The organism is Enterococcus sp. DIV2449a (assembly GCF_051711225.1).
GTDB lineage: Bacteria > Bacillota > Bacilli > Lactobacillales > Enterococcaceae > Enterococcus_D > Enterococcus_D casseliflavus.
On sequence record NZ_JBIOME010000001.1, the window covers coordinates 836,082 to 860,668 of the forward strand.

Below are 24,587 nucleotides of genomic sequence, written 5' to 3' on the forward strand. Positions count from 1 at the left end.
ATAATAACATGCAGTGTTAACATAAAAAATAAATAATAATAAAATGAGAAAAATAGCTTGCTTTTATAATTAATATTTATTAAAATCTTATTTACATTCAGAGTTTTGTAATAATTCTGAAAATTTTGGATTTTCATAAGGGGTAGGTAAGATGAAGAAAAAATGGGGATATGGTGTCGTCGCTGTTTGTGGAATCGTATTAGCAGGTTGCTCAACAGGAGGGACATCAAGTACAGGTGAAAGTTCAAGTGGTAGTGGGACAGCAGCTGCCGAACAAATTTTTAATGTTGTGGTTCAACAAGAAATGCCGAGTGCCGATCTATCCTTAGCCACCGATACGATCAGTTTCAGTGCTTTAAATAATGTGTATGAAGGGTTGTACCGCTTAGATGCTGATAGTAAGCCCGAACCAGCAGGTGCCGCCGAATTAGCGGAAGTCAGTGAAGATGGTCTGACCTATAAATTGAAACTACGAGAAGATGCCAAATGGTCAAATGGAGAACCAGTAACGGCAGCGGATTATGTGTTTGGTTGGCAACGCACCGTAAGTGCGGAAACAGGTTCTGAGTATGCGTACTTATTTGCGCCCGTAACCAATGCCGAAGCGATAACAGCAGGTGAAAAAGATGCCTCAGAATTAGGGATCAAAGCAGTCAGTGACTATGAATTAGAAATCACGCTGACGACACCTACGCCATACTTCCAATACTTATTGGCATTTCCATCCTTCTTCCCACAAAGCCAAGCAGTCGTAGAAGACAACGGTGATCAATATGCTTCAACGAGCGACAATGCTGTTTACAATGGACCCTTTGTGTTGGCTGGCTTTGATGGGCCAGGAACCGATACAGAATGGTCATATGAAAAGAACGACCAATATTGGGACAAAGAGACGGTGAAACTTGATACCATCAATGTTAGTGTCGTAAAAGAATCATCGACCTCCTTGAATCTATTCCAAGATGGGCAAGCAGACGACGTCATCTTAACAGGAGAATTGGCACAGCAAATGGCCAATGATGAAGCGTTTGTGTCAGAACCATTAGCCCGTACTTCCTATATCGAGTTGAATCAGCGCGAAGAAGATTCGCCATTCCGCAATGAGGATCTGCGTAAAGCAATCTCTTATGCCATCGATCGTGATGCATTAGTGACATCGATTTTAGGGGACGGTTCATTGGCTTCCACAGGATTGATACCAAAAGGAATGACCTTTAACCCAACTGATAATACTGATTTTGTCGATGAAGCGGAAAGTGTCATTGAATACGATCAAGAAAAGGCCAAAGAACATTGGGAAAAAGCCAAAGAGGCGTTAGGAATCGATTCCTTGAGCTTTGAAATTTTGGCTTCTGATACAGATTCAACCAAAAAGGCCATTGAGTATATTCAAAGTGCGATTCAAGACACGCTGGATGGGGTGAAAGTTAGCCTAAGTCCTGTTCCTTTCTCCGTTCGTTTAGATCGTTCAAACTCAGGTGACTTTGATGTCGTCATGGGTGGTTGGGGAGCTGACTATGCGGATGCTAGCAGCTTTACTGATTTGTTTGTTACCGACAATTCCTACAACCGCGGTCGTTGGACAAGTGAGGCGTACGATGCAGCAGTGAAATCGTCTGCCACGACAAACGCTGGCAATCCAGATGCTCGCTGGCAAGATTTGTTAGATGCAGAGAAAATCATTATGGATCAACAAGGGGTCATCCCTGTGTACCAAAACGTTGAAGCTCATTTACGTGCACCAAAAGTAAAAGGGGTCGTATCACACGGTGCTGGTGCGCAATATGACTACAAGTGGGCAGTTATTGAAGAATAAGCGCCTAAAGAAGAAACTGGTTTTGCGTAAGCAAGCCAGTTTTTTTTTCTTGGGCTTTGTTCTTACTTACACAATGTTAGTAATGAGAGCGGATGCAATTGTTTATAAAAAAACAAAAAAAGTTGGCAAGGGATCAACGATCGACTTGCCAACCTCGTTTTTTGTTCATCTATTTCACAGAAATCCAGTGAAAGATTATTCGCTAACTGTTACGTCACCTGTTACAGAAGCGCCATCTTCGTCAAGTGTTGCTGAATCTTGGAATTCTTTTGAAGTGAATGTTACGTTACCTTCAACTTTTGCACCGTTCAATACAAAGCCGTTAGCATTCACTTCAACGTCACCTTTGATTACACCGTGAACGATGTTGAAGTTTTCTGAGTTAACGATTAATTTAGGAACAGTTACTGTGTATTCAGCTGTTACGTTGCGGTCTTCATCTTGTGAGTACAATGCAAATTTACGGTAGATATCAGCAGAGTCGTCACCTTTGTCGTGGAATTCGCCATCAACGGTTACATCGTTATCAAATGTCATGTCGCCAGTTACAGCAACGATCCAGTTACCATCTGCGCTCAATGCTTTTTCGATCACTGAAGTTTGGTCACTGATAGAAGCAGTTGAAACAACGTCATCTGATGATTCAGTTGATGCAGCAGTTGAAGCTGCTGTTGATGATGATGAGCTTGCAGCTGTATCGTTATCTGAACTACATGCAGCTAAAAGAGTGCCTCCCATAAGCAATGATGCAGCGATTAAAGTGATTTTAGTTTTTTTCATGTTTCCTTCTCCTTTGTATTCCCATAGTTTTCTTAAAAACAAAATGATTATACCATACCGAGGTGAAGTTTGTGAAACAAAAAACATAAATGAGGAGAAATTTAATAAATAGCAGCCTAGGATTAAAAAAATTTCAAAGAAACTAGGAATAAATGAGTGACGCTTACGAATGAATGAGACATCTTATTCACAAAGAACCCTCCATTATGGAAGAAATGCCCTTCTTCTATAATGGAGGGTCATTACTACATGCGCTTTCGATCCGTCAACTGCTTGAACTTCGATACGATCAAATCCATGATGAACTGATACATAAAAGCATGGGTTTGAAAATGGGTTTGGTGAGGGAAGATGATTGCTTCTTGGACAAAGGGCAGTTCCGAGATCTGTGGATTAGCGGTGATCACGATGACTTTGGCTTTGGTTCGATCGAAGAAATCTTTCCGTGGTGTTCCATTTCGAATTTGCTGTTTCGTTAGGTAGTCACCGGAGTTGGTAAAAATGATAAACAGCGATTCTTCATCAGCGGTCTTGATGATTTCTTCCTGTACGAGATCGTCTTGGAAGGTCCGAATGAACTTGCCGTTGTATGCTAGTTTGATCTGGAAATCAATAGCAGCCGATTCTGAGAATAAAATTCCAAAAGCAAAGACATTTTTATGCGTCACAATGGCTTTTGCGACCCGTTCGATGGCTGGCAGATCAAGATGATGACGCAGATAATCGATGTCTTGTACAACTGCGTCAAAATAGGAGTCTACGCCCTCTTGCTCTAAGGCAGACAAAATATTCGAACGATAATTCAGGGGATTGTTGAAGCGGTTTTCGATAAAGGCAGCGTTGTCTTTTAGATCGCCATAATCATCAAAGCCCAAGGTGCGAGCGAATTTTGAAACGGTTGACTTTGACACATGGCAAAGAGCAGCGAATTCACCAATGCTTAGAGTTTGGATCTGATCATAATGGTTGATCATGGTCAAACCGATATAGTAGTTGGTGGAATCAGTGGGTGCATTATTTAAAAGATTCAATAAACGAATGATTAAGAGGCCCATTTTCTTTCCTTTCTTGTAAGCAGTTTCCAAATTGCGAACTTTCGCAGGTGAGAGAAAAAAATCTGCTATAGTAACGCCATAAAGCGCTTTATAAATCAAACACGGGAGTGAGTCATTTGGCAAAAGATTATTCAAAACTTGCTAGTGAAATTATAGCACAGGTCGGTGGGGAACAAAATATCGTTAGCCTGTATCATTGCATCACTAGATTGCGTTTTAAGTTGAAAGATGTCGAGTTGGCACGAAAAAATAAGGATAAGATTCAGCAGCTTGATGGGGTATTGTCTGTCATTGAAGGAAATGGCCAGTTTCAAGTCGTGATCGGTAATCATGTAGCGGATGTTTTTCAAACGATCATGAGTAAGTATTCGATCCAAAATGCTTTGGAAAGTGATGGGGATGCCGAAGAATCAACAGAAAAACAAGGCAATGTATTTATCCGATTCTTCAATGTATTGTCTGCGATCTTTAATCCAATCATTGTTGCTCTTGCAGGGGCAGGGATGTTGAAAGCTTTGCTAGTTGTTTTTACAACCTATCATTTGATGGATGCGGAAGGAAGCACCTATAAAATATTAGCTGCTGCTGGCAATAGTGTCTTTTATTTCTTGCCTTTATTTTTAGCGATCAGTGCAGCGCGGATTTTCAAAGTCAATATGTTTATTGCTTTAGCAATCGTTGGGGCGTTGCTGGAGCCGAATTTTACAGCAATGGTGACGGAAAACGGTGTGACGGTCGATTTCTTTGGCATCCCAGCTGTGTTGATGGGGTATTCGGGTACCGTGATTCCAGCGATCGTTTCGATCTATATCTACTCGCACTTGGAACGACTACTCAAACGGATCATTCCTAAGAGTATCGAGATTTTTGCTCTATCACTAGTAGCTCTTTTGATCATGGTGCCTTTGACCGTTTTGATCATTGGACCGGTCGGTGTAATGCTTGGGGACGGTTTAGGCAATGCCATGAACTTTATCAGCGACAAGAGCGGGCTGTTGGCTGGCTTGTTGATCGGTGGCGGTTGGACATTCTTAGTAATGATCGGGATCCATTGGGGTGTTGTACCGATTATGGTCAATAACCTAGCTGTATATGGCTATGATACGCTGCGCCCGATGATCGCAGCAGCAACATTTGCGAGTGCTGGGGTTGCTTTAGGTGTGTTTTTACGCTCTCGCAGAAAAGAAACCAAAGGCCTGGCGCTATCTTCTTTGCTTCCAGCATTGCTTGGAGGAATTACAGAGCCAATCGTCTATGGACTTTCGGTAAAATTTAAAAAGCCGTTGATTGCTCAAACCATCGTTGGTGCCCTTGCTGGTGCGTTTATGGGAATGATGCAAACCAAGGCCATCGTCTATGTTTTCCCAGCATTGACGACATTGCCAGCTTTCTTTGGGGACACCTTTGTGTACTATTTGATCGGCATTGCCTTTGCGTTCTTCGGTACTGCTATTTTGACCTATGTATTAGGATTTGAAGAAACGGTAGAACCTGTTTTAGAAGAAGGTGCAGGGCTGCAAGTGATGACACCAGTTGCTGGTGAAGCGATCACGCTTGATGATGTCAAAGATGAAGTATTTTCTTCTCGAGCAATGGGGGATGGATTAGCCGTTTATCCATCAGCCGGCGATATTTATGCGCCACTTACTGGTACGGTTGTGACAGTTTTTCCAACTGGACATGCTTTTGGGATCCAATCAGCTGCTGGGACGGAAGTGTTGGTTCATATCGGCTTAGACACGGTTGATTTAGCAAAAGGCGTGTTTGAGATTTCGGTGAAACAAGGGGATCAAGTCGTGAAGGGGCAAAAAATTGGCACCTTTGACTTAGCAAAAATTATCGAAAAAGGATATGATCCGACAACCATGTTGGTCTTTACCAGTGTGATCAAAGAAGATGCATTGACAGTTGTGGATCAAGCGAAAAAAGACGTTACCGCTTTGGTAGCAAATGATTTATTAAAAGGAGCGATTTCATGAGTGTATTTCCAAAAAATTTCCTATGGGGCGGCGCGATCGCCGCAAATCAAGCCGAAGGAGCTTATTTGGAAGGAGGAAAAGGATTAAGTGTAGCAGATATTTTACCAGTTGGTGAAAAACGTATTGAGCAAGTTTCACTGCAGCTTGAAGAGGATAACTTTTATCCGAGCCATGAAGCCATCGACTTTTATCATCGGTACCCAGAAGACATTGAACTGTTTGCGGAAATGGGCTTGAAGTGTTTGCGTACCTCAATTGCTTGGAGTCGCATTTTTCCGAATGGGGATGAGACGGAACCCAATGAAGCAGGTTTACAATTTTATGATGATTTATTTGATGCCTTGAATGAAAAAGGGATCCAACCAGTTGTTACATTAGCTCATTTTGAGACGCCACTGCATTTGGTGACGAAATATGGTGGTTGGCAAAATCGTGCACTGATCGATTTTTTTGATCGGTATACAAAAGTGGTTTTTGCACGCTACAAAGGGAAAGTGAAATATTGGATGACTTTCAATGAAATCAACCATACCCATACGATCCCGTTACTCGCAGCAGGTATCGATGTGTTTTCTTTCGAGACTGAAGAAGAAAAATTACAGGCACTTTATCAAGCAAGTCATAATATGTTTGTTGCAAGTGCCAAAGCAGTTCTGAATGGGAAGGCAGTAGATGAAAACAATCAGATTGGCTGTATGCTGTCACTGAGTCCGATTTACCCTGCAACGTGCAACCCGCAAGATGTTTTTGAATCGTATCAACTGCGCCGTCGTTCCTTGTTCTATAGTGATGTGCAATTGCGAGGAGCATATCCGGAATACTTCGACCGCATCGTGAAGGATAATCATCTGTTGCTGGACATTACAGATGAAGATCTAGCGATCATTAAAGCGGGGACCTGCGATTATTTAGGCTTTAGTTTTTACCGCAGCTCATTGCATGAAGCAGGCATGAAAATTTTAGGCAATACTGGCGGATTACTAGGGAAAAAGAATCCTTACCTAAAAGAAACTGCTTGGGGATGGCCGATCGATCCGCTGGCATTACGCTATGTTTGCAGCGAATTGACTGATCGCTATCAAAAACCATTATTTATCGTTGAAAATGGAATTGGTTTAAAGGATGTTGTCAATGAAGATGGATCGATCGTCGATGAAGAACGGATGGCCTATTTGAAAGACCATGTAGAAGCAATGGCGGAATCGATCAAAGATGGCGCAGCGATTCTAGGCTATACATGGTGGGGACCGATCGATATCGTTTCTGCGGGGACAGGAGAGATGGAAAAACGATACGGCTTTATCTATGTTGATAAGCAAAATGATGGTAGCGGAGATCTTTCCCGCAAGAAAAAAGCTAGTTTTGCGTATTATCAGCAAGTGATCGCCACGAATGGGGAAGCGTTGGCGTACGAATCATTTTTGAAAGGCGGCAAGTAAAATGAAAAGTTATTTTCCAAAAGATTTCCTCTGGGGAGGAGCAACAGCTGCCAACCAAGTTGAAGGAGGTTCTGGAATCGATGGAAAAGGCTTGTCGGTTTCTGATGTCTATCTATTCGATTCCTCAATGCCGAAAGAACGATGGACTGACCAATGGCATATGATGACTCATCAGCAAGTTGCAGAAGCACAGGATCCAAACAGCACGAAATACTATCCGAAAAGACAGGGAATCGATTTTTATCATCACTTTAAAGAAGACATTCGTTTATTTGCTGAGATGGGCTTCAAAGCCTATCGGATGTCAATTGCCTGGACACGGATCTTTCCAAAGGGGGATGAGGTAGAGCCAAACGAAGCTGGATTGGCATTTTACGACGCAGTCTTTGATGAGTGTTTGAAGTATGGGATCGAACCAGTGGTATCACTATCCCATTATGAGATGCCTTTGTATTTAGTGACTGAGTATGGAGGATGGCCAAACCGGCAAGTGATCGACTTTTATGTCCGTTTTGCCAAGACGGTGATTGAGCGATACCAAAAGAAAGTCAAATACTGGGTAACTTTTAATGAAATCAACTGTGTCAAACACCATCCATATGTTAGTGTCGGGATCATTGAAGAAGGTCATCCTAATATTGAACAAGACAAGTACCAAGGGGCGCACCATCAATTTGTCGCCAGCGCAATCGTGACTGACTATTGCCATCGATTGATTCCCGATGCCAAGGTCGGCTGTATGATCAGCTATCAATTATTAACGCCGTACAGCTGTGATCCGGACGATGTCCAAAAAACAGTCGAAAGTCAACGAACCTCACTCTTTTTCAGTGATGTGCAGGCAAGAGGCTATTATCCAGCATATGCCAACCGCATGTTTGAAGAAAAAGGAGTGGAATTGGTGATCGAACCAGGAGACTTAGAAATCATCCGAGAAAACCCTGTTGATTTTGTTTCCTTTAGTTACTATATGTCCAGCGCAGTCAGCGCGCATCCAGAACGCTTGGAAAGTGCTGTCGGGAATCTGATCACTGGTGGGATTAAAAATCCCTATTTGCCAAGCAGCAAATGGGGCTGGCAGATCGATCCCAAAGGGTTGCGAACAGCATTGAATCAACTCTATGACCGCTACCAAAAACCTTTGTTTATTGCCGAAAACGGTTTGGGAGCAGAAGATGTCGTAAACGAAGATGGCACCATCGATGATTTTTATCGAATCGACTATCTGCGTCAGCATATTGAACAAATCAATGAAGCGTTGCATGATGGCGTCGAGGTCTTTGGCTATACGGCATGGGGCTGCATCGATATCATTAGTGCCTCAACCTCACAAATGTCGAAACGCTATGGTTTTATCTATGTCGACCAAGACGATGAAGGCAATGGCACAAAGAAACGCATCAAGAAAGCGTCATTTGATTGGTACAAAAAAGTAATTGCTTCAAACGGCGCAACTCTTTGATTTTTGATTCTTCCAGATAAAGCAATTGCTGGGCTTAATCATAAGGTTTCTTAACAATTTACCTTTTTATCAAGAAAAAAAGCCAACTTTATTTGCTATTTTATTTTAACCATGCTATGATGAATAGGTAAAGTTCTGATATGTTAATACTTGTTTATCTTTTCTATTGATACACACTTCAATTACACATCATTTTCTATTACAAACAAATAAACACAGTCGATGTGTAATATGGAGGTATACGTTTATGAATAACGGTACAGTAAAATGGTTTAATGCAGATAAAGGTTTTGGATTTATTACAGGTGAAGACGGCAATGATGTATTTGCTCACTTCTCAGCTATCCAAGGCGACGGCTTCAAAACTTTAGAAGAAGGTCAAGCAGTGACTTTCGACGTTGAAGAAGGCCAACGTGGCTTACAAGCAACAAACATCGTTAAAGGTTAATTGACGTTAACAAGCGAGAATCCATTGGGTTCTCGCTTTTTTTGTTTTATTTTATATAAATATTGAAATGGATCGGGTGTTGATGATCTGCTACAAGAGAATAGTTGCAGGTTTTGAGGACCTAACATGGTAAATAGTACATCTTTGATTTCACTATTCAACTAGCCCTAAGCGTCGCGGTTTACTTACCCAGGATTTGTCATTCGATGATAAGCGTATAAAAAGAAAGAGGGGTTGTATACCTTATTCAATAAATTAATAAAGTGGTTGAATAGGTTTAGTAGCGTTGCTACCATTAAAAGCAATGATTACTAGTGATTCAAATGGCATGACTCACGTGAATGGAATAAAGAAACAGGTAAAGCGGAACATGCCACGATTCAGGTACCCCGTACATATACAAGAGTAATCGATGTGAAAGATCGATATTTCTTATTCGTTTCATCGATATTGTCTTGAATGAATTGTAAAAGTAGAATATATTGGTACAAATTAGCTACTTTTTTTATTGCGATTGGAACAAAGATGATTACATTTCGAGGGGGATTTATATGAAGCCAAAAGAAATACTTTGCCAATGGGTTGATGCGTTTAATCAGGCAGATGTTGAAATTATTTCAGAATTATATGATGAGAATGCAATAAACCACCAGGTTGCCAATGAGCCAGTTGTTGGGAAACAAGCGATCAAGCAGATGTTTGAGCAAGATTTTTCTAACGCAAAAATGGTTTGTATCGTTGAGAACATTTTCGAAGATGGACAATGGGCAATTTTAGAATGGCGTGACCCCTTAGGTTTGAGAGGTTGCGGTTTTTTTCAAATAGTAAATGATAAAATTTTATTTCAAAGAGGCTACTGGGATAAATTATCTTTCTTAAAACAGCACGACTTGCCTATTGAATAAAAGGAATTCCCTTATAGGAATGGTTAGCAGATATGCATGACAGGAAGGTTGATCGCTTCACGTAGAATTCTTAAAGGAGCAACACTGTTTGAAAACAATACCTTTTGTTTAAGTAATGATTAAGAATGAGTTAGTTTACTTCCGTCGGCGCCTAGTTGCGTGGTATAGTTATTGATAAGCGACAAATATTTTTGTACCACACGTTACTTGTTTTGAAGAAATTTATTCAAACCTGGCGTAACTTCAGAGTTACAAGGATACAATAGAGGTTAGGGATTGTATCGTTTAAATGAGAAATAAATAATAGTAGTAATAGTATGCTGCACTTTCAAAGAATAAATATTGACTCGTCAGATAGCCTTCTCGTTTACCCAAACGAGAGGGCTATCGTTCATTAGAAAAGAAAAAGTGTCTTTTTCCTAAAAGAAAGGAAGAAGACACTTTTTGGCTTTATTCTGCTGTGAGGGGGATCGTCAGCTTGCGATCATCGGTTTGATCGTCCAGCATTGAATCGACATATTGCTTCAAAAAGTAAGAATAGGTCGCTAACCACTGATACTCCTCGGAGTCTTTGATGGCAGCTTTTTCTTCGGCTGAGTAAGTATCATTGCCAGTAAAAAGGGCAGTGTTCAACTTCGTGACAAACGTGCAAAGTTTTGTCATCTGGGCATCTGACAGTTCAGACACTGCGGACAATTGGTCACGGACCAGTTGGTTGGTGTCTTTTTCAAAAATACTTTTCTGGTAGTTTTGATAGTTCAGCAACTGTTCATTAGTTTGCTTCGTTTCAGCCGCCCAAGCATCGAGATCAATCTGGCGAGCTTCATAGTTGATTTCCTTGTCAGAAAGAGAAAGGACGCCGTAGCCTAATTCTGCCGTTGAATAAGACCCAGTAACTGCTTCATAAAGCGAATCATTCCCTTCGTTAATGTCTTGAATGTGGATATGACCAGAGAAAACGGCTGGCACGTTGAAGCGTTCCAACAAAGCGACAGTCTCAGAGGCGTTGTCGAGAACATAACCGTCTTGTAAGAGTTCATTATGACCAAACAAGTTATGGTGCAAAAAGACCAGTGGTACTTGCTCCGCTTCTTTCGTCAGGGTTAATTGCTCCTCCAACCAAGTTAGAGTAGCCGGTTTCAACTCACCATTCGTAGTAGGATCATCCCAATTAACCTCAGAATCGTAGATACATGAATCGAGCAAAAAGAGACGATACTTGTCGTTTAACTGAATGCTGTAGCTAAGGGAAGACTTGTCGATACTGTTGGCTTTTTCGTAACCTTCAGCAAAAATCGTTTGAAAATCCTCAGGACTGATTTGATCTGCGTAGTATTCCTTTTCACCTTTAAATGCTCGCGCCCAACCATTGTAAATCTCGTGGTTGCCAGGTAATGCTAAAACCATAATGTCAGCTTCTTGCATTGGTTCAAGCAATCTTGCCAACTCTTGAGCACTTGCTTTCTCGCCATTGAGCGTCATATCACCGGTCAAAATAATTCCCGTGGGTTTCTCTTTTAAGGCTTGAGCGATGAAGGCCTCGATCGATTGTTCTTGATACGTCATCTCTTTGCCAGCAGCTCCCTTTGTGAAGGTCTGAAAGGCTGCGCCGTTATCATGGAGCGTGGAGGAAAGAAAATGAATATCACTTAAGAGCCAAAACTCACTGTTGCTCGCCTGTTGCAATGGAGTATCGGCTTCATGCACCTTACGAAATTGAAAGAATAACAGGAAACAGGTGACAAAAAGTGTAAGTAGTGCCAATGGCCAAAACCATTTTTTGTGTGTACGAATCGCGATTCCCTCCTCGCTTGTTTTATTTATTATAGAAAGGAATAGGGATCTTGTCACATAAATGGTCTTTTTTTGAATGATTTCTTGTTTTCATAGTTTTTCTTATTAAAATAATTGTGATCAAGTTATAATCCTTGAATAATTAGCCTTACTTTTGATAAAGATAACATGAATTGAATTTATTTTAGATGATGAAAATGAAAAGAAAATGCGGTAATTTATTCAGAAACGTTGATTTAACGGTCTTTAATTGTCCTGTTATTTATCGTTGAGATAAAGGGAGTGTTAGATTGAAACATTTTTGTAACATTTCCTTTATCTGTGTGTCATATCATTATGGTAGAATTCATTTGTCGTTAAATCGAACATTAAACTTTCTTAGACAAAATTAAGTTTTTATAAAGGCAGTTCATCTGTCAAATCAACCAGCTAGTCGGAGGAAAAACGAGTGAAGAATAGTTTGTTATCAGCATTAATGGTGTGTTCACTAACATTAACAGCAGTTGCAGCACCTGCATTAGCATTTGCAGATTCCATTGATGATCAAATCGAGCAGCAAGACCAAAAAATCAATTCTCTTAAAGGTCAGCAAGCTGACGCCCAATCACAAATCGATTCTCTAGAAGCAGAAATTGAAACAGTGAGTGCAAAAGTTGCTTCATTAGAAGCGAAACAAGTTGAGTTAGGTCAAGAAGCTGAGAAATTGCAAGACAAAATCGCAACATTGAAATTGCGTATTGCCAAACGTGAAGAAGCAATCCAAAAGCAAGCCCGTGATGTGCAAGTTAACGGTCAAAGCACCAATTTCATTGATGCTGTTTTAGAAGCAGATTCTTTAACGGATGTTATCGGTCGCGTACAAGCGATGACAACGATCGTCAATGCAAACAATGATTTAGTTGAACAACAAAAACAAGACAAACAAGATGTTGAAGACAAAGTCAAAGAAAACGAAAGCAAAATCCAAGAAGTTGCTGCGAACCAAGCAGAACTTAGCCAACAAAGAGATGCCATCGCAGCAAAACAAGCTGACTTAAATGTCTTGAAAGCAAACTTAGCAGCAGAACAAGCGACTGCTGAAAAAGACAAAGATGCATTGAATAAGAAAAAACAAGAAGCGGAAGCTGAAAAAGCACGTATCTTGAAAGAACAACAAGAAGCTGCTGCTGCTCAAAAAGCAGAAGAAGAAAGACAAGCTGCTGCTTTGAAAGAAGCACAACAAGAAGCTGCTGCTCAATCAACTGAAAGCACGACAGAGAATACAACAGCTTCTACTGAAACAGCAACAAGTAGTTCTTCAAGCAACACAAGCTCAAGCAATACCAGCAGTTCTAACAGCTCAAGTTCATCGAACGCAGGCTCTTCAAACACTGGTTCAAGCAATTCAAGCTCAAGTAACTCAGATTCAAACTCTTCATCAAATAATAATTCTACCGGAAGTATTTCTACTGGCGGTGGAAAAGATCATTCAAGCTCAGGTAACATGTATGCTTGGGGTCAATGTACTTGGTACGTGAAAAACCGCGCTCCTTGGGTAGGTACTTACTGGGGTAATGGTGCACAATGGGGTGCGTCAGCTGCAGCTGATGGATACACTGTCAATGGTACACCAGCAGCCGGTGCCGTTGTAGTCTTTGCCGCTGGTCAATCAGTTGGTGGCGAATGGACTGCTGATCCAACTTATGGACACGTAGCCTATGTTGAATCATACAACCCATCAAACAATACCATCACAATCTCTCAAGGCGGAATGGGCTTTGACAGTCCTGGTGGACCAAACACTGCAACAATGAGCGCATCTGGATATACTTACATCCATCGCTAATCAATTCAAAAGCAAAGCATCAACGCAATCGCGTTGATGCTTTTTTATTTGATCGATAGCTTTCTAAATCAGTCAGATAAGAGAACTACTCAGAGAGGCAAGACAGGGTTCTCTCAAATCTTATCAAGATTCTATAGAAAATAGGAGGTTTTTCGTTCTACTAGCAAGGAGGGAGAAACGGCGAAAAGGTTCCTTTTGAAGTTACCACCAGTTCTTCCATTGCACGAGAAATCGCCGTGTAGAGAATTCGTCGGTCTTGATCGGTATGATAATTTTCTTCTGAGACATCATATAAGAGGACCTGCTTAAATTCCAATCCTTTGGCAAGATGAATCGGTAAAACCGTTCCATGAAATGACACGGCCTGTTTATCGAAGAACTGTTTGAGCTCCTCACTGGATCGACTATCTTTGGTGATGATCGTTACTGGTTGCTTAAGTTCCTTTACTATGTCTACTAACGCAACGTCAGGCAGATTGGCATAAAACTGTGGCAACTTTCCTTCTGGTCGAACGGCAGAGATGTTTAAATTGGTTTCTTTTGGTAGCATTTGGGCAAATAACCGCGTGATTGCACCGCTAGACCGATAACTCGTAGTCAGCTGATACGTTTCGAGGGATTTCGCCTGTTGTTGAAACAACGTTTGGATTTCTGATACGGTGATGGCACTTGTAAAGATCGCCTGTTGCTGATCCCCCACGAGGGTAAAAGAGGTCATAGGAAAAAGACATAATAGAAACTGAATTTGTGCTGGCGTATAATCTTGGACTTCATCGATAAACAGATAGCGTAACGCAGGGACAGGTTGTTTTTCGGCGAGCAAATGACGAATCAGCAATAGACAAACGGTATAATCCAAACTATCTGTTGTTTGCGTCAAAGTGATCTGTCCGTGAGTAAAATAGTCGGCACTGTCTGCTAACAATCGTTTTGTATCAAACCAAGTAAGGTCGTTGATTTGTTCGGAAACCGTTGCGTATTTTTTCTTCAGGAGGCGAATGGCTGCTTTCTGAATTGTTTTTTCTGAATCATCCTTTAAAACTGTCCCTAATAAGGAGCGCTGTTCGTCTTCAGTCAAAGAACGAACTTGGTCGTGAACATTTGCTGCTAAGGCATTTTTTTGCAGTCGATTCTCCCAAGCGTAAGCCAATTTCTTTTTGACTGCTTGGATGCGATCGCGCCAGGATGCCTGTTTCGGTGTCTCTTGGAAGAAAGTATCGATCGTTTCTTCAGAAAAAAGGACGACGTTTTTTCTTTTGATTGGTTTAAACTGAAGCACAAGTTCTTCTGGCAGCTGTTTGCTCAAGGATTGAAGAAAGCGGCTGAAGTCAACACTGCGCAAAAGGTCGATTGCTTCACTGGGTGTTTGCTGGATGCGGTCAAAATACGCCTCTTCCGATTCTAAGTCAACACTAGGAAATGCTTGGCAAAACTGCCGCATGGTCAACGTCAATGGATTTTTTTCACCGAGGGAAGGCAGCACTTGCGAAATATAATCAATAAACCGAGAGTTCGGGGAGAGGATCAAGACATTCTCTGCGGTCATCTCTTCACGAAAATGGTACAGCAAAAAGGCGATCCGTTGCATGACAGCAGACGTTTTTCCGCTTCCAGCAACACCGTTGACCAGTAGGTTTTTATGCGCTAAGTCACGGATGATGACGTTTTGTTCGTGTTGGATCGAAGCAGTGATGTCTTGCATTTTTTGGCTATTATTGGCCTCAAGGGCTGCCAGTAACACTTCATCTTGAATCGCGACTGAGGTATCGAAGGCTTGCTTCAATTGATCTTTTTCGATAATAAATTGTCGGCGATGTTCAAGAGCGGCAGAAATCGTCTGATTGTTCACTTGATAAGAGACTGGGCCCAAGCGTTTGGCATAGAACAATTCGGCAATTGGGGAGCGCCAATCATAGATCAGCCCTTCCTTATTTTCATTAACAAAACCATTGATCCCAATGTAAAAATCTTCTATTGTTTCCTCATCTTCAAACTGTAGGGAGATTTTACCAAAGTAGGGACTATCCAGTAGACGGTCGATGGCAGCTAATTCACGTTCAGCAGATTGAAGAGCGGCGTTCATTTGGTCGATCTCACGGTTCTTACTTTCGATGGCAGCAAAAGTATCTAAACGGTCAGCAAAATTATCAAAGTTTAAGCGAATCTCTTCGCCGATGCTTTGCATCGCAAGGCGATCTTTTTTTCTGCCTTCAGTCAAGAAACTGCTCAGCCCTGTCTTTCGCGTCAGCAATTGCTGGTACGTGTCTGCGAGATGCTTCTTTTCAGCCTTTAGGTCTTTCATTCAGACTCACATCCATTCTCCAAAGTATCTCAATTATACGAGCATCCACCAAAAATACTAGTCTATTTTTTTGACTCTGGATGCGGTATAATAATAGTGGGAAGAGGCAGCTGATTGTTCCAATGTCATGGGAGCAAGCAGAATGCGTCTGTTTTTTTGTTTTAAAAATGAGAAAAAGGGTCATTGCTTGTGTTTTTGAAGGGGCTGTTTATACTGAATATAGAGAAAAATACAAAGCGAAAAATCGTTGAGGGAGTGTCAGCATGTCCAAATTATTGTCACCAGTGAAGCTAGCGAATTTAGCATTGGCCAACCGTGTCGTTATGTCGCCGATGTGTATGTATGAAGTAAAAAAAGAAGACGGTGTTGCGGAGCCCTTTCATTTTGTTCACTACGGGGCACGAGCATTAAGCAAAGTCGGCTTGATCATTATTGAAGCGACTGCCGTTGAACCAGACGGACGAATCACAAATAATGATCTAGGGCTATGGAATGAAGAGCAGCAAACAGAGCTGACGAAATTGGTGGAGCTGCTGCATGGGTTCGATGCGCAAGTAGGCATCCAACTAAGCCATGCAGGACGAAAAGCAGTTGATGCCAGCAATCCTTTGGCACCAAGTGCCGTTGCCTTTAACGAACGCTACCCGTTACCGTCAGAAATGACCCTGTCGGAAATCAAACGGGTGCAAGATAGTTTTGTTCAGGCTGCCCAACGAGCAGCCAATGCGGGTGTCACGATGATCGAACTTCATGGGGCTCATGGCTACTTGATGGATCAATTTCTTTCGCCTCTCGTCAATCAACGCACCGACCTGTATGGTGGTTCCTTAGAGAATCGGTATCGCTTTGTAAAAGAAACGGTACAAGCAGTTCGAGCAGTCTTTTCTGGGTCCTTGTGGATGCGCTTGTCATTGACAGACTATGAAGAACCAGGACGCCAAAATTCGTTGGAAGATTGGCAGCAAGTGGCCCAATGGCTTCAAGCAGATGGCATTGATTGTCTTGACTGTTCCACAGGCGGTGTGGTGGATAAAAAGCCTAATATTCCGATCTATGATGGCTATCAAGTGCCCTTTGCTGCAGCTATCAAGCAAGTGGTCGATATTCCCGTAGCAGCAGTCGGTTTATTGGATAATCCTGATCTTTGCGAATATCTTTTGCAAACCAATCAAGTGGATTTGGTTTTACAAGGCCGCGCATTGATCAGAAATGTCAACTGGTTGGCAGATGCAGCGGCGAAACTTCACGATAAGTCCTTTCAAGCGTACAATGATTCCTATCAACGCGGGGTGAAGCGTTGATTTATTTGATAAAAAATTCTCCTAGAAGAAAATTCTTCTTAGGAGATTTTTTTATTCTACTAGTATGCTTTACAAACTAGTGACAAACACGTATACTAGGTACAACACTAGTTTGTATAACAAACTAGATAAAGGGAACCAAAGGAGGGAAATCGTGAAAGAGACGCAATTGCTAAAAGGGGTTTTGGAAGGGTGTGTTTTGCAAGTGATTGCTCAAAAAGAGATTTATGGTTATGAACTGGTACAGGAACTGAAGCAAAGAGGCTTTGAAACGATCGTTGGCGGCACGGTCTATCCTTTGCTGCAGAAGTTGGAAAAACAAGAACTTATTACCTCTGAGATGAAAAAATCACCTGAAGGACCTGATCGCAAGTATTTCTCGATCACCCCGAAAGGCATAGACTATTTGGCACAATTTAGAGAACAATGGACGAACCTAATGAAGAAAGTCGAAGGATTATTTAAGGAGTGAGGAAACATGGCAGATAAACAAGAGACGACCTATTGGCGAGAGCAAACCAATCTGATCGAGCAACAATTCAATGAGAAAAATCGCCAATTTTTTGATGATTTTCGAAGCTACCTCTTACTTTCCAGCCTTTTTTACGATGAGCATAAAGTCACAGAGCAGGTATACGCGATTGCAATGGATTTATTAGAAGCACAAACTCATGGAGAAGAGGCGCAACACTATTTTGGCAATGATCCGAAAGGGGTGGCAGATGAACTGTTGGCAAACACGCCAAAGAGCAATCTCAAAGAGCGTCTCAAATTGGCATATCTAGCGGTTGGTATCAGTTGGGGGATCAAGTTTATAGCTGATTTTACAAATCAAGGACCACTGGTTCTTAACCTGCTGGATTATCTTTTAACAGGATTGGTAACTGTGGTAGCGGTCATCGGGATTTTTGCGATCATCAGCAAAACCATCTATCAAAAGAAGGGCACAAGCAAGGTGATTCGTTTCGGCTCCCTTTGGCTCGTTGTGAGTGGCTGGATTGGTCTTTCACTGTTGATCAATCTGCTGACCCCAAACTGGTGGCTCCTGACGATCGCATTTCCTTTTGATGTAGTATTGGTTGGCAGTTTGCTGGTAGCGGCGATCGTTTTTGTTGTATCACGCAAAGAAAAAGCTTTTTATCCGATCGTTTTTCTACTGGGGGTATTTGTGTTGCTTGGTTGCCTGCAAAAAGCCATGGCATTTTATCACATTGGGGATCCATCGTGGATGACCGGCGGACTTTTGACACTGCTCGTTGTAGGGTTTCTTATTTTTCTCTGGTGGACCCGTCGAGTGATGAAAAAGCAATAAGCAAAGCCAGAAACAAGTGTGTTGCTTGTTTCTGGCTTTTTTACATGGACAAAAGCATTATCCTGAGGAATCTTTCTGCTTCATGCTACACTTAAAAAAGAAACGGAGGGAAATCAAGATGTTGATAACAGATCGGTTCTTTCACGGCCACGACAAGCAGACCGCTTTTTTTGAAGGCTGGTACCATAAGCACCAAATCGGTGAAGAAGTCTATGCTTTTATTCCAGGTCTTTCGATTCAAGAAGACGGTACCAAAGAAGTGTTCATTCAAGTGATCAATCATGAGGGCGCGCATTACTTCCCCTTTCCAGAAACTGATTTTCAGGTTTCAGAAGAGGAGCGAAAAGTAACGATTGGTGACAATATCTTTAGTGAAGCAGGCATTCAAGTTTCTTTAAAAAATAACGATCTCCAAGTACAAGGAGCAGTAAAATATAACGACCACAAACCGATTCAGCGGACACGTTATGCGCCGAGTATCATGGGGCCTTTTTCGTACCTGTCATTTATGGAGTGCTACCACGGTGTCTTGAGCATGAGTCATACCTTAGAAGGTACGCTGTACTGGAACGAAGAACCAATCGATTTCACGAACGGGATCGGTTATTTGGAAAAAGACTGGGGTACCTCCTTTCCAGCAGCTTATATCTGGGTTCAGTGCAACAGTTTTGATGCACCAGATGTACGGTTCTTTTTCTCCGCAGCCGACATTCCCTTTGCTGGTTTTGCTTTTTTGGGAACGATTTGTGTTCTGCAAGTCGGCAGCCAAGAATATCGTTTTGCTACTTATCATGGTGCAAAGATTCATGATGTCAAACGTACGGAAGACCGTTTAGTGATCCATCTCAAACAAAAACAGTGGCTGCTGACGATCGAAGTGTTGACGAAAGAAGGCCATTCGTTGTTAGCACCTTCTATTGGGCAAATGAATCGGATCATTCGCGAAAGCGCCAGTACGGAAATTGCCTTGACCCTTTTAGAAAATGGGCAGGAGATCTTGCGGCAGACGGGGACGTCGGCTGGTTTTGAAGAAGTAGCGAATCTGCGAGGATTTCACTATTAAAAAAAGGCGGGAAAAAAGCAGAAAAATTCGTTTCTTTTGATATACTAGTAGATAGTTACTGCGAAAACACGTATCTTTGGAGGGAAACGGATGGAAAAAATAACGAATGAGACACTGTTTGAACTGAAAACGATTGCGCAGCCTGCAGTGGGGAAAAATCAGGTTTTTTACTTGGAAACGGCAGTCAACCAAGAGACCAATACGTATGATTCAGCGATTTATAGTATTGACGCAAGGACCAACGAACGGCGTGAGTGGGGCACCGAAGCGACGACCCACAACAACCTAAAGGTCTCGCCAGATGAGCAATGGCTCAGTTTTGTGACGACCGATCCAAAGAAAGGTGAAAGTACGTTATGGACGATGCCAGTGTCCGGAGGCAAGCCCCAAGCACTTGTCACTGAGAAGGGTCTGGGGGACTATTTTTGGAAGCAAGACGCAACGGCGGTCTATTATAAGCTGGCACAAGAAGAGCCGGTCTCAGAGAATCAAGACGACACAGAAAAGACGGACAAGCAAAAGGAATTTCCAGAAGTAAAAGCTACTACGAAAGTCAATTATTTGGCGGATGGCGTCGGCTTTTTAAAAGAAAAAAAACATTCGATCGTCAAAAAAACGATCGCGACACAAGAAACGGAACTGATTTTTGAGCATGATTCTCCCTTTGTTTTTTCTGGCATCGCGGATGATCAGAAGACGTTGTTCCTCACCTTTGACAAAGAGGAAGAAGATGAATGGGACTATGGCTCGAAGGTTTGTCTCCTTGATAGCCAGACGAAAAAGACAGAAAGTTTAGAAAACATTCTGCCAGAAGGAACCTACACTTTTGCTGCTGCGCGCAATGATCAGCTGTTACTATTAGGCAATGATCTCTCTTACGGATTTGTGACCTTGGATGATTTGTTTTTGATCGACTTAAAAACGAAAGCAGTCAAAAATCTTTCCAAGGAGTTAGATGTTGCCTTTGGCAATGCGATCATCAGTGATTTTCAACAAAAAAATCGTGGCGTAGCGATCACCTGGTTGACGGATGACACATTCCTTGTACCCGTAACAGAACATGGCAAGCTACAATTGTACCGTGCCACGACCCAAGGAGAATGGACCAAACTACTTGATGAAAAAATGGATATCCTCGATGCGGCGATCTATTCAGAAGCCAAACTTGCTGTTGCTTATGCGACGCCAACGATCCCTAGTCGCTTAGCGTTGATTGACTTAACAAGTGGCGAAGTAACCGATCTCTATGATCCCAACCAAGCAGTTATGTCACAATTAACGATCAGTAAACCTGAAGCGTTTTGGTACGAAGGAGCAGATGGCTGGCAAATTCAAGGCTGGTATTTGCCTCCGACCGAAACAAAGGAGAATCATCCAGCGATTTTGTACATTCATGGCGGTCCGCAGGTCTGTTATGGGGAAACATTTTTCCATGAGATGCAAGTCCATGCCGCTAATGGCTATGGGGTCATCTTGTTGAACCCTCGAGGCGGGCAAGGGTACGGTCAGACGTTTGTCAAATCGATTTTAGGTGATTATGGCAATAAAGATTATCAAGACCTATTGTTGGGGGTGGATGCCGTGGTGGCAAACCATCCAGAAATCGATACGAACACCATCCATGTGGCTGGCGGCAGTTATGGTGGCTTTATGACCAACTGGATCGTTGGCCATACCGATCGTTTTTGTGCGGCCGTTACGCAACGCTCGATCTCAAATTGGATCAGCTTTTATGGGACGAGTGACATTGGACCTGCCTTTGTCAAATTCCAATTGTTGCGGGAACTTGATCAGACCGAAGGACTTTGGAAGATGTCGCCTTTGGCCTATGCCAGCCAAGTCAAGACACCTACGCTAGTCCTCCATGGAGAAAATGATTTGCGATGTCCGCAAGAACAAGGACAGCAGTTTTACATGGCATTGCAACGCCAAGGCGTCGATACGAAGCTGATGCTGTTTCCTCAATCCTCTCATGGTTTGTCGCGCAATGGCTTGCCGAACCTGCGGATAGAACGCTTGCAGGCGATCAGTGAATGGCTTGCATCACATGAGAACCAATCAGTAAATTAACCGAATGAAATCACCTGACAAAGAATCATGACTTGGGCTGCTTGAAAAGCCCAACCAGTGATTTCTTAAAGATCAGGTGATTTTTTTGCGGGATCAAAAGCTATAGGTTTCTGTTATCTTGCCGCCAATGACAGCGACGGTTGAAAACAAATTCATATGACGTTTTCTTCACGTGTTAAATAACAAAAAGAAGAAATAGTTTTGCTTGCTTCCTGTGTTTTAGTGTGATATGATACAAAACGTAATCGTTACACTTTAAGTTTTTTTGGTGTGACGCAAGAGAAAGGAGCTGGTTATTATGAGAAACAATATTATTTTGGCATGTGTGGAGACAGGGGAAAGACTTTATTTGACCAATAAGAACCAGCGCAATACGCCGGAACGTTTAGAATTAAAAAAATATTCACCCAAGTTGCGGCGCAGAGCGATTTTTCGTGAAATCAAGAAATAGGAAGGAAAATAACTGAATGGCAAAAAAATCAAAAATTGCAAAATACAACAAACAAGTACAACTGATCGAACAATACCGAGCAGTACGTCAAGAACTAAAAGCACAAGGAGATACCCAAGCATTGGCCAAACTACCGAAAGATTCGAATCCGACTCGTTTGAAAAAACGGGATATGATCGATGGTCGTCCGCGCGGCTACATGAATAAATTCGGCATGTCACGGATCAATTTCCGTAAGCATGCACATCTCGGAGAAATTCCCGGCGTTACAAAAGCAAGCTGGTAACAGAAAGGAGTCAATATGGAAAAAACGGACTTGTCTAGTGCGTATCGACGTTTAAAGAGCCCGAACATCAAAACAAGGAAACGCGCATTAAAGATCATTCATGAATTTAAGCGAAATAAACGGAAAAATGCATTGCAGCTGCGTGCATAATGAGAAAGTGAAAGAAAGTTGGAAATGACATGGCAGTACCTGCAAGAAAAACATCAAAAGCAAAAAAGAATAAGCGCCGGACCCACTATGGCGTCAAAGCACCAGCGATTTCGTTTGATGGGACAACAGGAACCTTCAAGCGCAGCCACCATGTATCATTAGCAGAATATAAAGCGCAGCACCCAATCGAAAAGAATTAACGGCGTCTTATGACGCCGTCCAGAAAGCAGGGGGAAAATGGAGATCATCTATCCGTCATTGATTGAAGAAGCCTACCGTCACAGTAAAAAATTTCATCCAGAGATCACCAAAGAGGCAATCTATCGCCATTTTTACGAAGCAGGTTTGATCAAAGAAAACGGCGATCCGACGGAAAAAGCCTTGTCAGAAGGGGTCGTTAAAGATTATACTGAGGACTGGGATCTTACCTTTGAAGAATTTTTGATGATCTACCCCGTGTTTCGTTCCTTTGACTCAAAGCATTTCAAGAAGATCGAGCATTTTTGGGAAATGGATTTGGCTTTGCAAGAACAAATTCTTGACCAATGGGAGCAAGAAACCTTCACAGAGGAAGAGATCATCGACCTAACTGCTTTTTTTGAAGAGCGACTACCTTCTAAAAAGGAACAGTGAATGAACCGTGAAAGGCGTACATGTGATGAAAAAGACGATCCAGCCATTTTTAAAACTTCTAAAGCCCTATGATTATCTGCTGTTTATTCTGTTAGTTGTCGGCTCTTTTTTACCGCTTTTTCTATTTGAAGCACAAGCTCAAAGTGATACCGGCGATCGGTATGCAATCGTGCGAATAAATGGAGAAGAGGTTGACCGTTTTAACTTAGAAGAAATCGATGCGATGGAAAAAACCTACTATCCAGCAGAAGGTCAGTACAATATCGTCGAGATCAAAGATGGCGCGATCCGAGTTCGTGAAGACAATAGTCCCGACCAGATTGCTGTCAAAACCAGCTGGATCTATCGCAATGGGCAGACGAGCATTTGCCTGCCTCATAAGCTGGTGATCGAGATCAAGCAAGCCGGTGCCTCTGACTATTTAATTTATTAACAGAAAAAGGAAGCCAGCTGAACAATTCCTGTTCAGCTGGCTTTTTTATAAGGATGAGCAGAAGAAGCTGTCAAAACCGCCAATCGACCAACGTGTAAGTCAGCCAGAAACAGCGTTTTTGATACAAGAAAAGCGCAGAATTCCAACTGTCAGAAGAAATGGGAACTATGGGTGGAAATAGCAATATCTGTCCAATCGTTCACAAAAAATTCTGCCCAATCATCTAAAATAGTTGGGGAACTGCGGCTCTATTTGGTATACTTAGGCAAGTCAGTTCCTTTGAAGCTTCTTTTTCTAAGGACTATGAACGAGCGATGATACAAATATGACCAATTTTCGGAAGTGATAACTTTACTAGATGGGGGCTTAACGAAGATGGGAAATGAAACAATTTGGGAAAACACAGACAATTTTTATCTGTTATGTCAACCAATCATGCAGGTAGAATCGCTAAGTCAGCAAGAGGTGAACGGCTATGAGGTCTTGCTGCGCAGCGAGAAAAACAACCGCTTTCCGCAACAAGAATTCAGCGCAATGATTCAATCTGAAAGCGGCAATCAGCAGTTGATGGGGTGGTATGCCCAGGAGCTGCAACGGTTGTGCCAAAAAAAGCCGAAAACCCGCTTTAGTGTCAATATTCATCCACAACAGCTGCTGTGGCAGTCAACGTGGACTTTTTTTGAGGGGATGACTGCCCACAAAGAGCAGTTGCAGATCGAATTAACAGAGCATCCTGTAAAAGGTCAGCATGATTCTTTTGATTTGTCTACTGCCCTTGCAAAAATCAAAGCCTATGGCTATGTGATCGCTGTCGATGACATCGGCTGTGGCCAAAATACCCTGTCATTGGTCTTTGCCAATCTTGAAAATGTGGATTGTTTGAAATTTTCACTACTGCCGTTTATTCAGCTCGATGAGGAGATCGGGTTTAGTTTCTTGACCTGTTGGTTGAAGGTCGCCAAAAAGTATCAGCTTGAGTTGATCGTTGAAGGCATCGAGACCCGCGATAAGATGGCGCAGCTGCTTGAGATGGGGGTTCATTTACAACAAGGATATTTATGGTCTAAAGGAGAGCGATTGTGA

23 protein-coding genes are annotated in these 24,587 nt (G+C 42.2%); 19 read left to right on the plus strand and 4 right to left on the minus strand.

All coding sequences use genetic code 11. The annotated features are described in order from the left end of the window. The first annotated feature begins 151 nt into the window (after positions 1–151). The gene (locus IGI76_RS04085) at positions 152–1,816 is read left to right on the plus strand and encodes a peptide ABC transporter substrate-binding protein (protein ID WP_010747630.1); all 1,665 of its coding nucleotides are present in this window, start codon (positions 152–154) and stop codon (positions 1,814–1,816) included. A gap of 195 nt (positions 1,817–2,011) precedes the next feature. Here the strand turns inward: IGI76_RS04085 and IGI76_RS04090 are convergent, their stop codons facing one another. Then, positions 2,012–2,596 carry a polymer-forming cytoskeletal protein gene (locus IGI76_RS04090; protein WP_010747631.1) on the minus strand — a complete coding sequence of 195 codons (585 nt, stop codon included), beginning with the start codon at positions 2,594–2,596 and terminating at the stop codon, positions 2,012–2,014. Between the two features lie 245 nt (positions 2,597–2,841). Further along, positions 2,842–3,651, minus strand: coding sequence for a MurR/RpiR family transcriptional regulator (locus tag IGI76_RS04095; protein ID WP_015509153.1), 810 nt, complete (start codon positions 3,649–3,651; stop codon positions 2,842–2,844). Between the two features lie 107 nt (positions 3,652–3,758). Between IGI76_RS04095 and IGI76_RS04100 the strand changes: the two genes are divergently transcribed. The 5 genes from IGI76_RS04100 (at position 3,759) to IGI76_RS04120 (ending at position 9,884) form a co-directional block, all read left to right on the plus strand. Beyond that, positions 3,759–5,630, plus strand: a complete 1,872-nt coding sequence (locus tag IGI76_RS04100; protein ID WP_005225328.1) for a beta-glucoside-specific PTS transporter subunit IIABC — start codon at positions 3,759–3,761, stop codon at positions 5,628–5,630. Further along, positions 5,627–7,069 (plus strand): glycoside hydrolase family 1 protein, encoded by a 1,443-nt coding sequence (locus tag IGI76_RS04105; protein ID WP_194193195.1) that lies wholly within the window; start codon positions 5,627–5,629, stop codon positions 7,067–7,069. Before IGI76_RS04100 ends, IGI76_RS04105 begins: the two co-directional genes overlap by 4 nt. Before the next feature lies 1 nt (position 7,070). Beyond that, positions 7,071–8,531 carry a glycoside hydrolase family 1 protein gene (locus IGI76_RS04110; RefSeq protein ID WP_016610580.1) on the plus strand — a complete coding sequence of 487 codons (1,461 nt, stop codon included), beginning with the start codon at positions 7,071–7,073 and terminating at the stop codon, positions 8,529–8,531. 247 nt (positions 8,532–8,778) lie between these two features. Then, entirely contained in the window at positions 8,779–8,979 is a 201-nt protein-coding gene (locus tag IGI76_RS04115) for a cold-shock protein (protein WP_005225331.1), read from the plus strand. A 551-nt stretch (positions 8,980–9,530) separates the two neighbouring features. After that, positions 9,531–9,884: a nuclear transport factor 2 family protein gene (locus IGI76_RS04120; protein ID WP_087664402.1), complete on the plus strand. Its 354-nt coding sequence runs from the start codon at positions 9,531–9,533 to the stop codon at positions 9,882–9,884. A 450-nt stretch (positions 9,885–10,334) separates the two neighbouring features. On the opposite strand, the gene IGI76_RS04125 is transcribed toward IGI76_RS04120, so the two are convergent. Beyond that, positions 10,335–11,735, minus strand: coding sequence for a metallophosphoesterase (locus IGI76_RS04125; RefSeq protein ID WP_194193194.1), 1,401 nt, complete (start codon positions 11,733–11,735; stop codon positions 10,335–10,337). Between the two features lie 391 nt (positions 11,736–12,126). On the opposite strand from IGI76_RS04125, the gene IGI76_RS04130 reads away from it, so the two are divergent. Then, positions 12,127–13,503, plus strand: a complete 1,377-nt coding sequence (locus IGI76_RS04130; protein ID WP_060792881.1) for a CHAP domain-containing protein — start codon at positions 12,127–12,129, stop codon at positions 13,501–13,503. Between the two features lie 160 nt (positions 13,504–13,663). On the opposite strand, the gene IGI76_RS04135 is transcribed toward IGI76_RS04130, so the two are convergent. After that, complete coding sequence (locus tag IGI76_RS04135) at positions 13,664–15,805, minus strand: HelD family protein (protein WP_194193193.1); 2,142 nt, start codon at positions 15,803–15,805, stop codon at positions 13,664–13,666. A gap of 263 nt (positions 15,806–16,068) precedes the next feature. Between IGI76_RS04135 and IGI76_RS04140 the strand changes: the two genes are divergently transcribed. From IGI76_RS04140 to IGI76_RS04195, 12 genes are all read left to right on the plus strand, one after another. After that, positions 16,069–17,106 (plus strand): NADH:flavin oxidoreductase/NADH oxidase, encoded by a 1,038-nt coding sequence (locus IGI76_RS04140; protein ID WP_128488063.1) that lies wholly within the window; start codon positions 16,069–16,071, stop codon positions 17,104–17,106. A gap of 154 nt (positions 17,107–17,260) precedes the next feature. Further along, positions 17,261–17,578 (plus strand): PadR family transcriptional regulator, encoded by a 318-nt coding sequence (locus IGI76_RS04145; protein ID WP_194193192.1) that lies wholly within the window; start codon positions 17,261–17,263, stop codon positions 17,576–17,578. A 6-nt stretch (positions 17,579–17,584) separates the two neighbouring features. Continuing rightward, a complete protein-coding gene (locus IGI76_RS04150) occupies positions 17,585–18,418 on the plus strand; it encodes a hypothetical protein (protein ID WP_194193191.1) in 834 nt (277 codons plus the stop codon). A gap of 118 nt (positions 18,419–18,536) precedes the next feature. Beyond that, positions 18,537–19,481 carry a tocopherol cyclase family protein gene (locus tag IGI76_RS04155; protein WP_194193190.1) on the plus strand — a complete coding sequence of 315 codons (945 nt, stop codon included), beginning with the start codon at positions 18,537–18,539 and terminating at the stop codon, positions 19,479–19,481. A 90-nt stretch (positions 19,482–19,571) separates the two neighbouring features. Continuing rightward, positions 19,572–21,551 carry a S9 family peptidase gene (locus IGI76_RS04160; protein WP_194193189.1) on the plus strand — a complete coding sequence of 660 codons (1,980 nt, stop codon included), beginning with the start codon at positions 19,572–19,574 and terminating at the stop codon, positions 21,549–21,551. A gap of 298 nt (positions 21,552–21,849) precedes the next feature. Then, positions 21,850–22,002 (plus strand): 50S ribosomal protein L33, encoded by a 153-nt coding sequence (rpmG, locus tag IGI76_RS04165; protein ID WP_005225339.1) that lies wholly within the window; start codon positions 21,850–21,852, stop codon positions 22,000–22,002. Between the two features lie 16 nt (positions 22,003–22,018). Next, positions 22,019–22,288, plus strand: coding sequence for a 30S ribosomal protein S14 (gene rpsN, locus IGI76_RS04170; RefSeq protein ID WP_005225340.1), 270 nt, complete (start codon positions 22,019–22,021; stop codon positions 22,286–22,288). 15 nt (positions 22,289–22,303) lie between these two features. Further along, positions 22,304–22,438 (plus strand): putative metal homeostasis protein, encoded by a 135-nt coding sequence (locus tag IGI76_RS04175; RefSeq protein WP_005237325.1) that lies wholly within the window; start codon positions 22,304–22,306, stop codon positions 22,436–22,438. A 29-nt stretch (positions 22,439–22,467) separates the two neighbouring features. Beyond that, the gene (gene rpmF, locus IGI76_RS04180) at positions 22,468–22,638 is read left to right on the plus strand and encodes a 50S ribosomal protein L32 (protein ID WP_005225341.1); all 171 of its coding nucleotides are present in this window, start codon (positions 22,468–22,470) and stop codon (positions 22,636–22,638) included. Between the two features lie 37 nt (positions 22,639–22,675). Continuing rightward, positions 22,676–23,071: a hypothetical protein gene (locus IGI76_RS04185; RefSeq protein WP_194193188.1), complete on the plus strand. Its 396-nt coding sequence runs from the start codon at positions 22,676–22,678 to the stop codon at positions 23,069–23,071. 25 nt (positions 23,072–23,096) lie between these two features. Further along, complete coding sequence (locus IGI76_RS04190; RefSeq protein ID WP_034868672.1) at positions 23,097–23,504, plus strand: NusG domain II-containing protein; 408 nt, start codon at positions 23,097–23,099, stop codon at positions 23,502–23,504. Positions 23,505–23,879: 375 nt separating this feature from the next. Next, positions 23,880–24,587, plus strand: coding sequence for an EAL domain-containing protein (locus tag IGI76_RS04195; protein ID WP_074932405.1), 708 nt, complete (start codon positions 23,880–23,882; stop codon positions 24,585–24,587).

Coding starts and splice junctions, on each gene's coding strand:
- IGI76_RS04085 (WP_010747630.1), top strand. CDS start 152: ATGAAGAAAAAATGGGGATATGGTGTCGTCGCTGTTTGTGGAATCGTA.
- IGI76_RS04090 (WP_010747631.1), bottom strand. CDS start 2,596: ATGAAAAAAACTAAAATCACTTTAATCGCTGCATCATTGCTTATGGGA.
- IGI76_RS04095 (WP_015509153.1), bottom strand. CDS start 3,651: ATGGGCCTCTTAATCATTCGTTTATTGAATCTTTTAAATAATGCACCC.
- IGI76_RS04105 (WP_194193195.1), top strand. CDS start 5,627: ATGAGTGTATTTCCAAAAAATTTCCTATGGGGCGGCGCGATCGCCGCA.
- IGI76_RS04110 (WP_016610580.1), top strand. CDS start 7,071: ATGAAAAGTTATTTTCCAAAAGATTTCCTCTGGGGAGGAGCAACAGCT.
- IGI76_RS04115 (WP_005225331.1), top strand. CDS start 8,779: ATGAATAACGGTACAGTAAAATGGTTTAATGCAGATAAAGGTTTTGGA.
- IGI76_RS04120 (WP_087664402.1), top strand. CDS start 9,531: ATGAAGCCAAAAGAAATACTTTGCCAATGGGTTGATGCGTTTAATCAG.
- IGI76_RS04135 (WP_194193193.1), bottom strand. CDS start 15,805: ATGAAAGACCTAAAGGCTGAAAAGAAGCATCTCGCAGACACGTACCAG.
- IGI76_RS04140 (WP_128488063.1), top strand. CDS start 16,069: ATGTCCAAATTATTGTCACCAGTGAAGCTAGCGAATTTAGCATTGGCC.
- IGI76_RS04150 (WP_194193191.1), top strand. CDS start 17,585: ATGGCAGATAAACAAGAGACGACCTATTGGCGAGAGCAAACCAATCTG.
- IGI76_RS04155 (WP_194193190.1), top strand. CDS start 18,537: ATGTTGATAACAGATCGGTTCTTTCACGGCCACGACAAGCAGACCGCT.
- IGI76_RS04160 (WP_194193189.1), top strand. CDS start 19,572: ATGGAAAAAATAACGAATGAGACACTGTTTGAACTGAAAACGATTGCG.
- rpmG (WP_005225339.1), top strand. CDS start 21,850: ATGAGAAACAATATTATTTTGGCATGTGTGGAGACAGGGGAAAGACTT.
- rpsN (WP_005225340.1), top strand. CDS start 22,019: ATGGCAAAAAAATCAAAAATTGCAAAATACAACAAACAAGTACAACTG.
- IGI76_RS04175 (WP_005237325.1), top strand. CDS start 22,304: ATGGAAAAAACGGACTTGTCTAGTGCGTATCGACGTTTAAAGAGCCCG.
- rpmF (WP_005225341.1), top strand. CDS start 22,468: ATGGCAGTACCTGCAAGAAAAACATCAAAAGCAAAAAAGAATAAGCGC.
- IGI76_RS04185 (WP_194193188.1), top strand. CDS start 22,676: ATGGAGATCATCTATCCGTCATTGATTGAAGAAGCCTACCGTCACAGT.
- IGI76_RS04190 (WP_034868672.1), top strand. CDS start 23,097: ATGAAAAAGACGATCCAGCCATTTTTAAAACTTCTAAAGCCCTATGAT.
- IGI76_RS04195 (WP_074932405.1), top strand. CDS start 23,880: ATGGGAAATGAAACAATTTGGGAAAACACAGACAATTTTTATCTGTTA.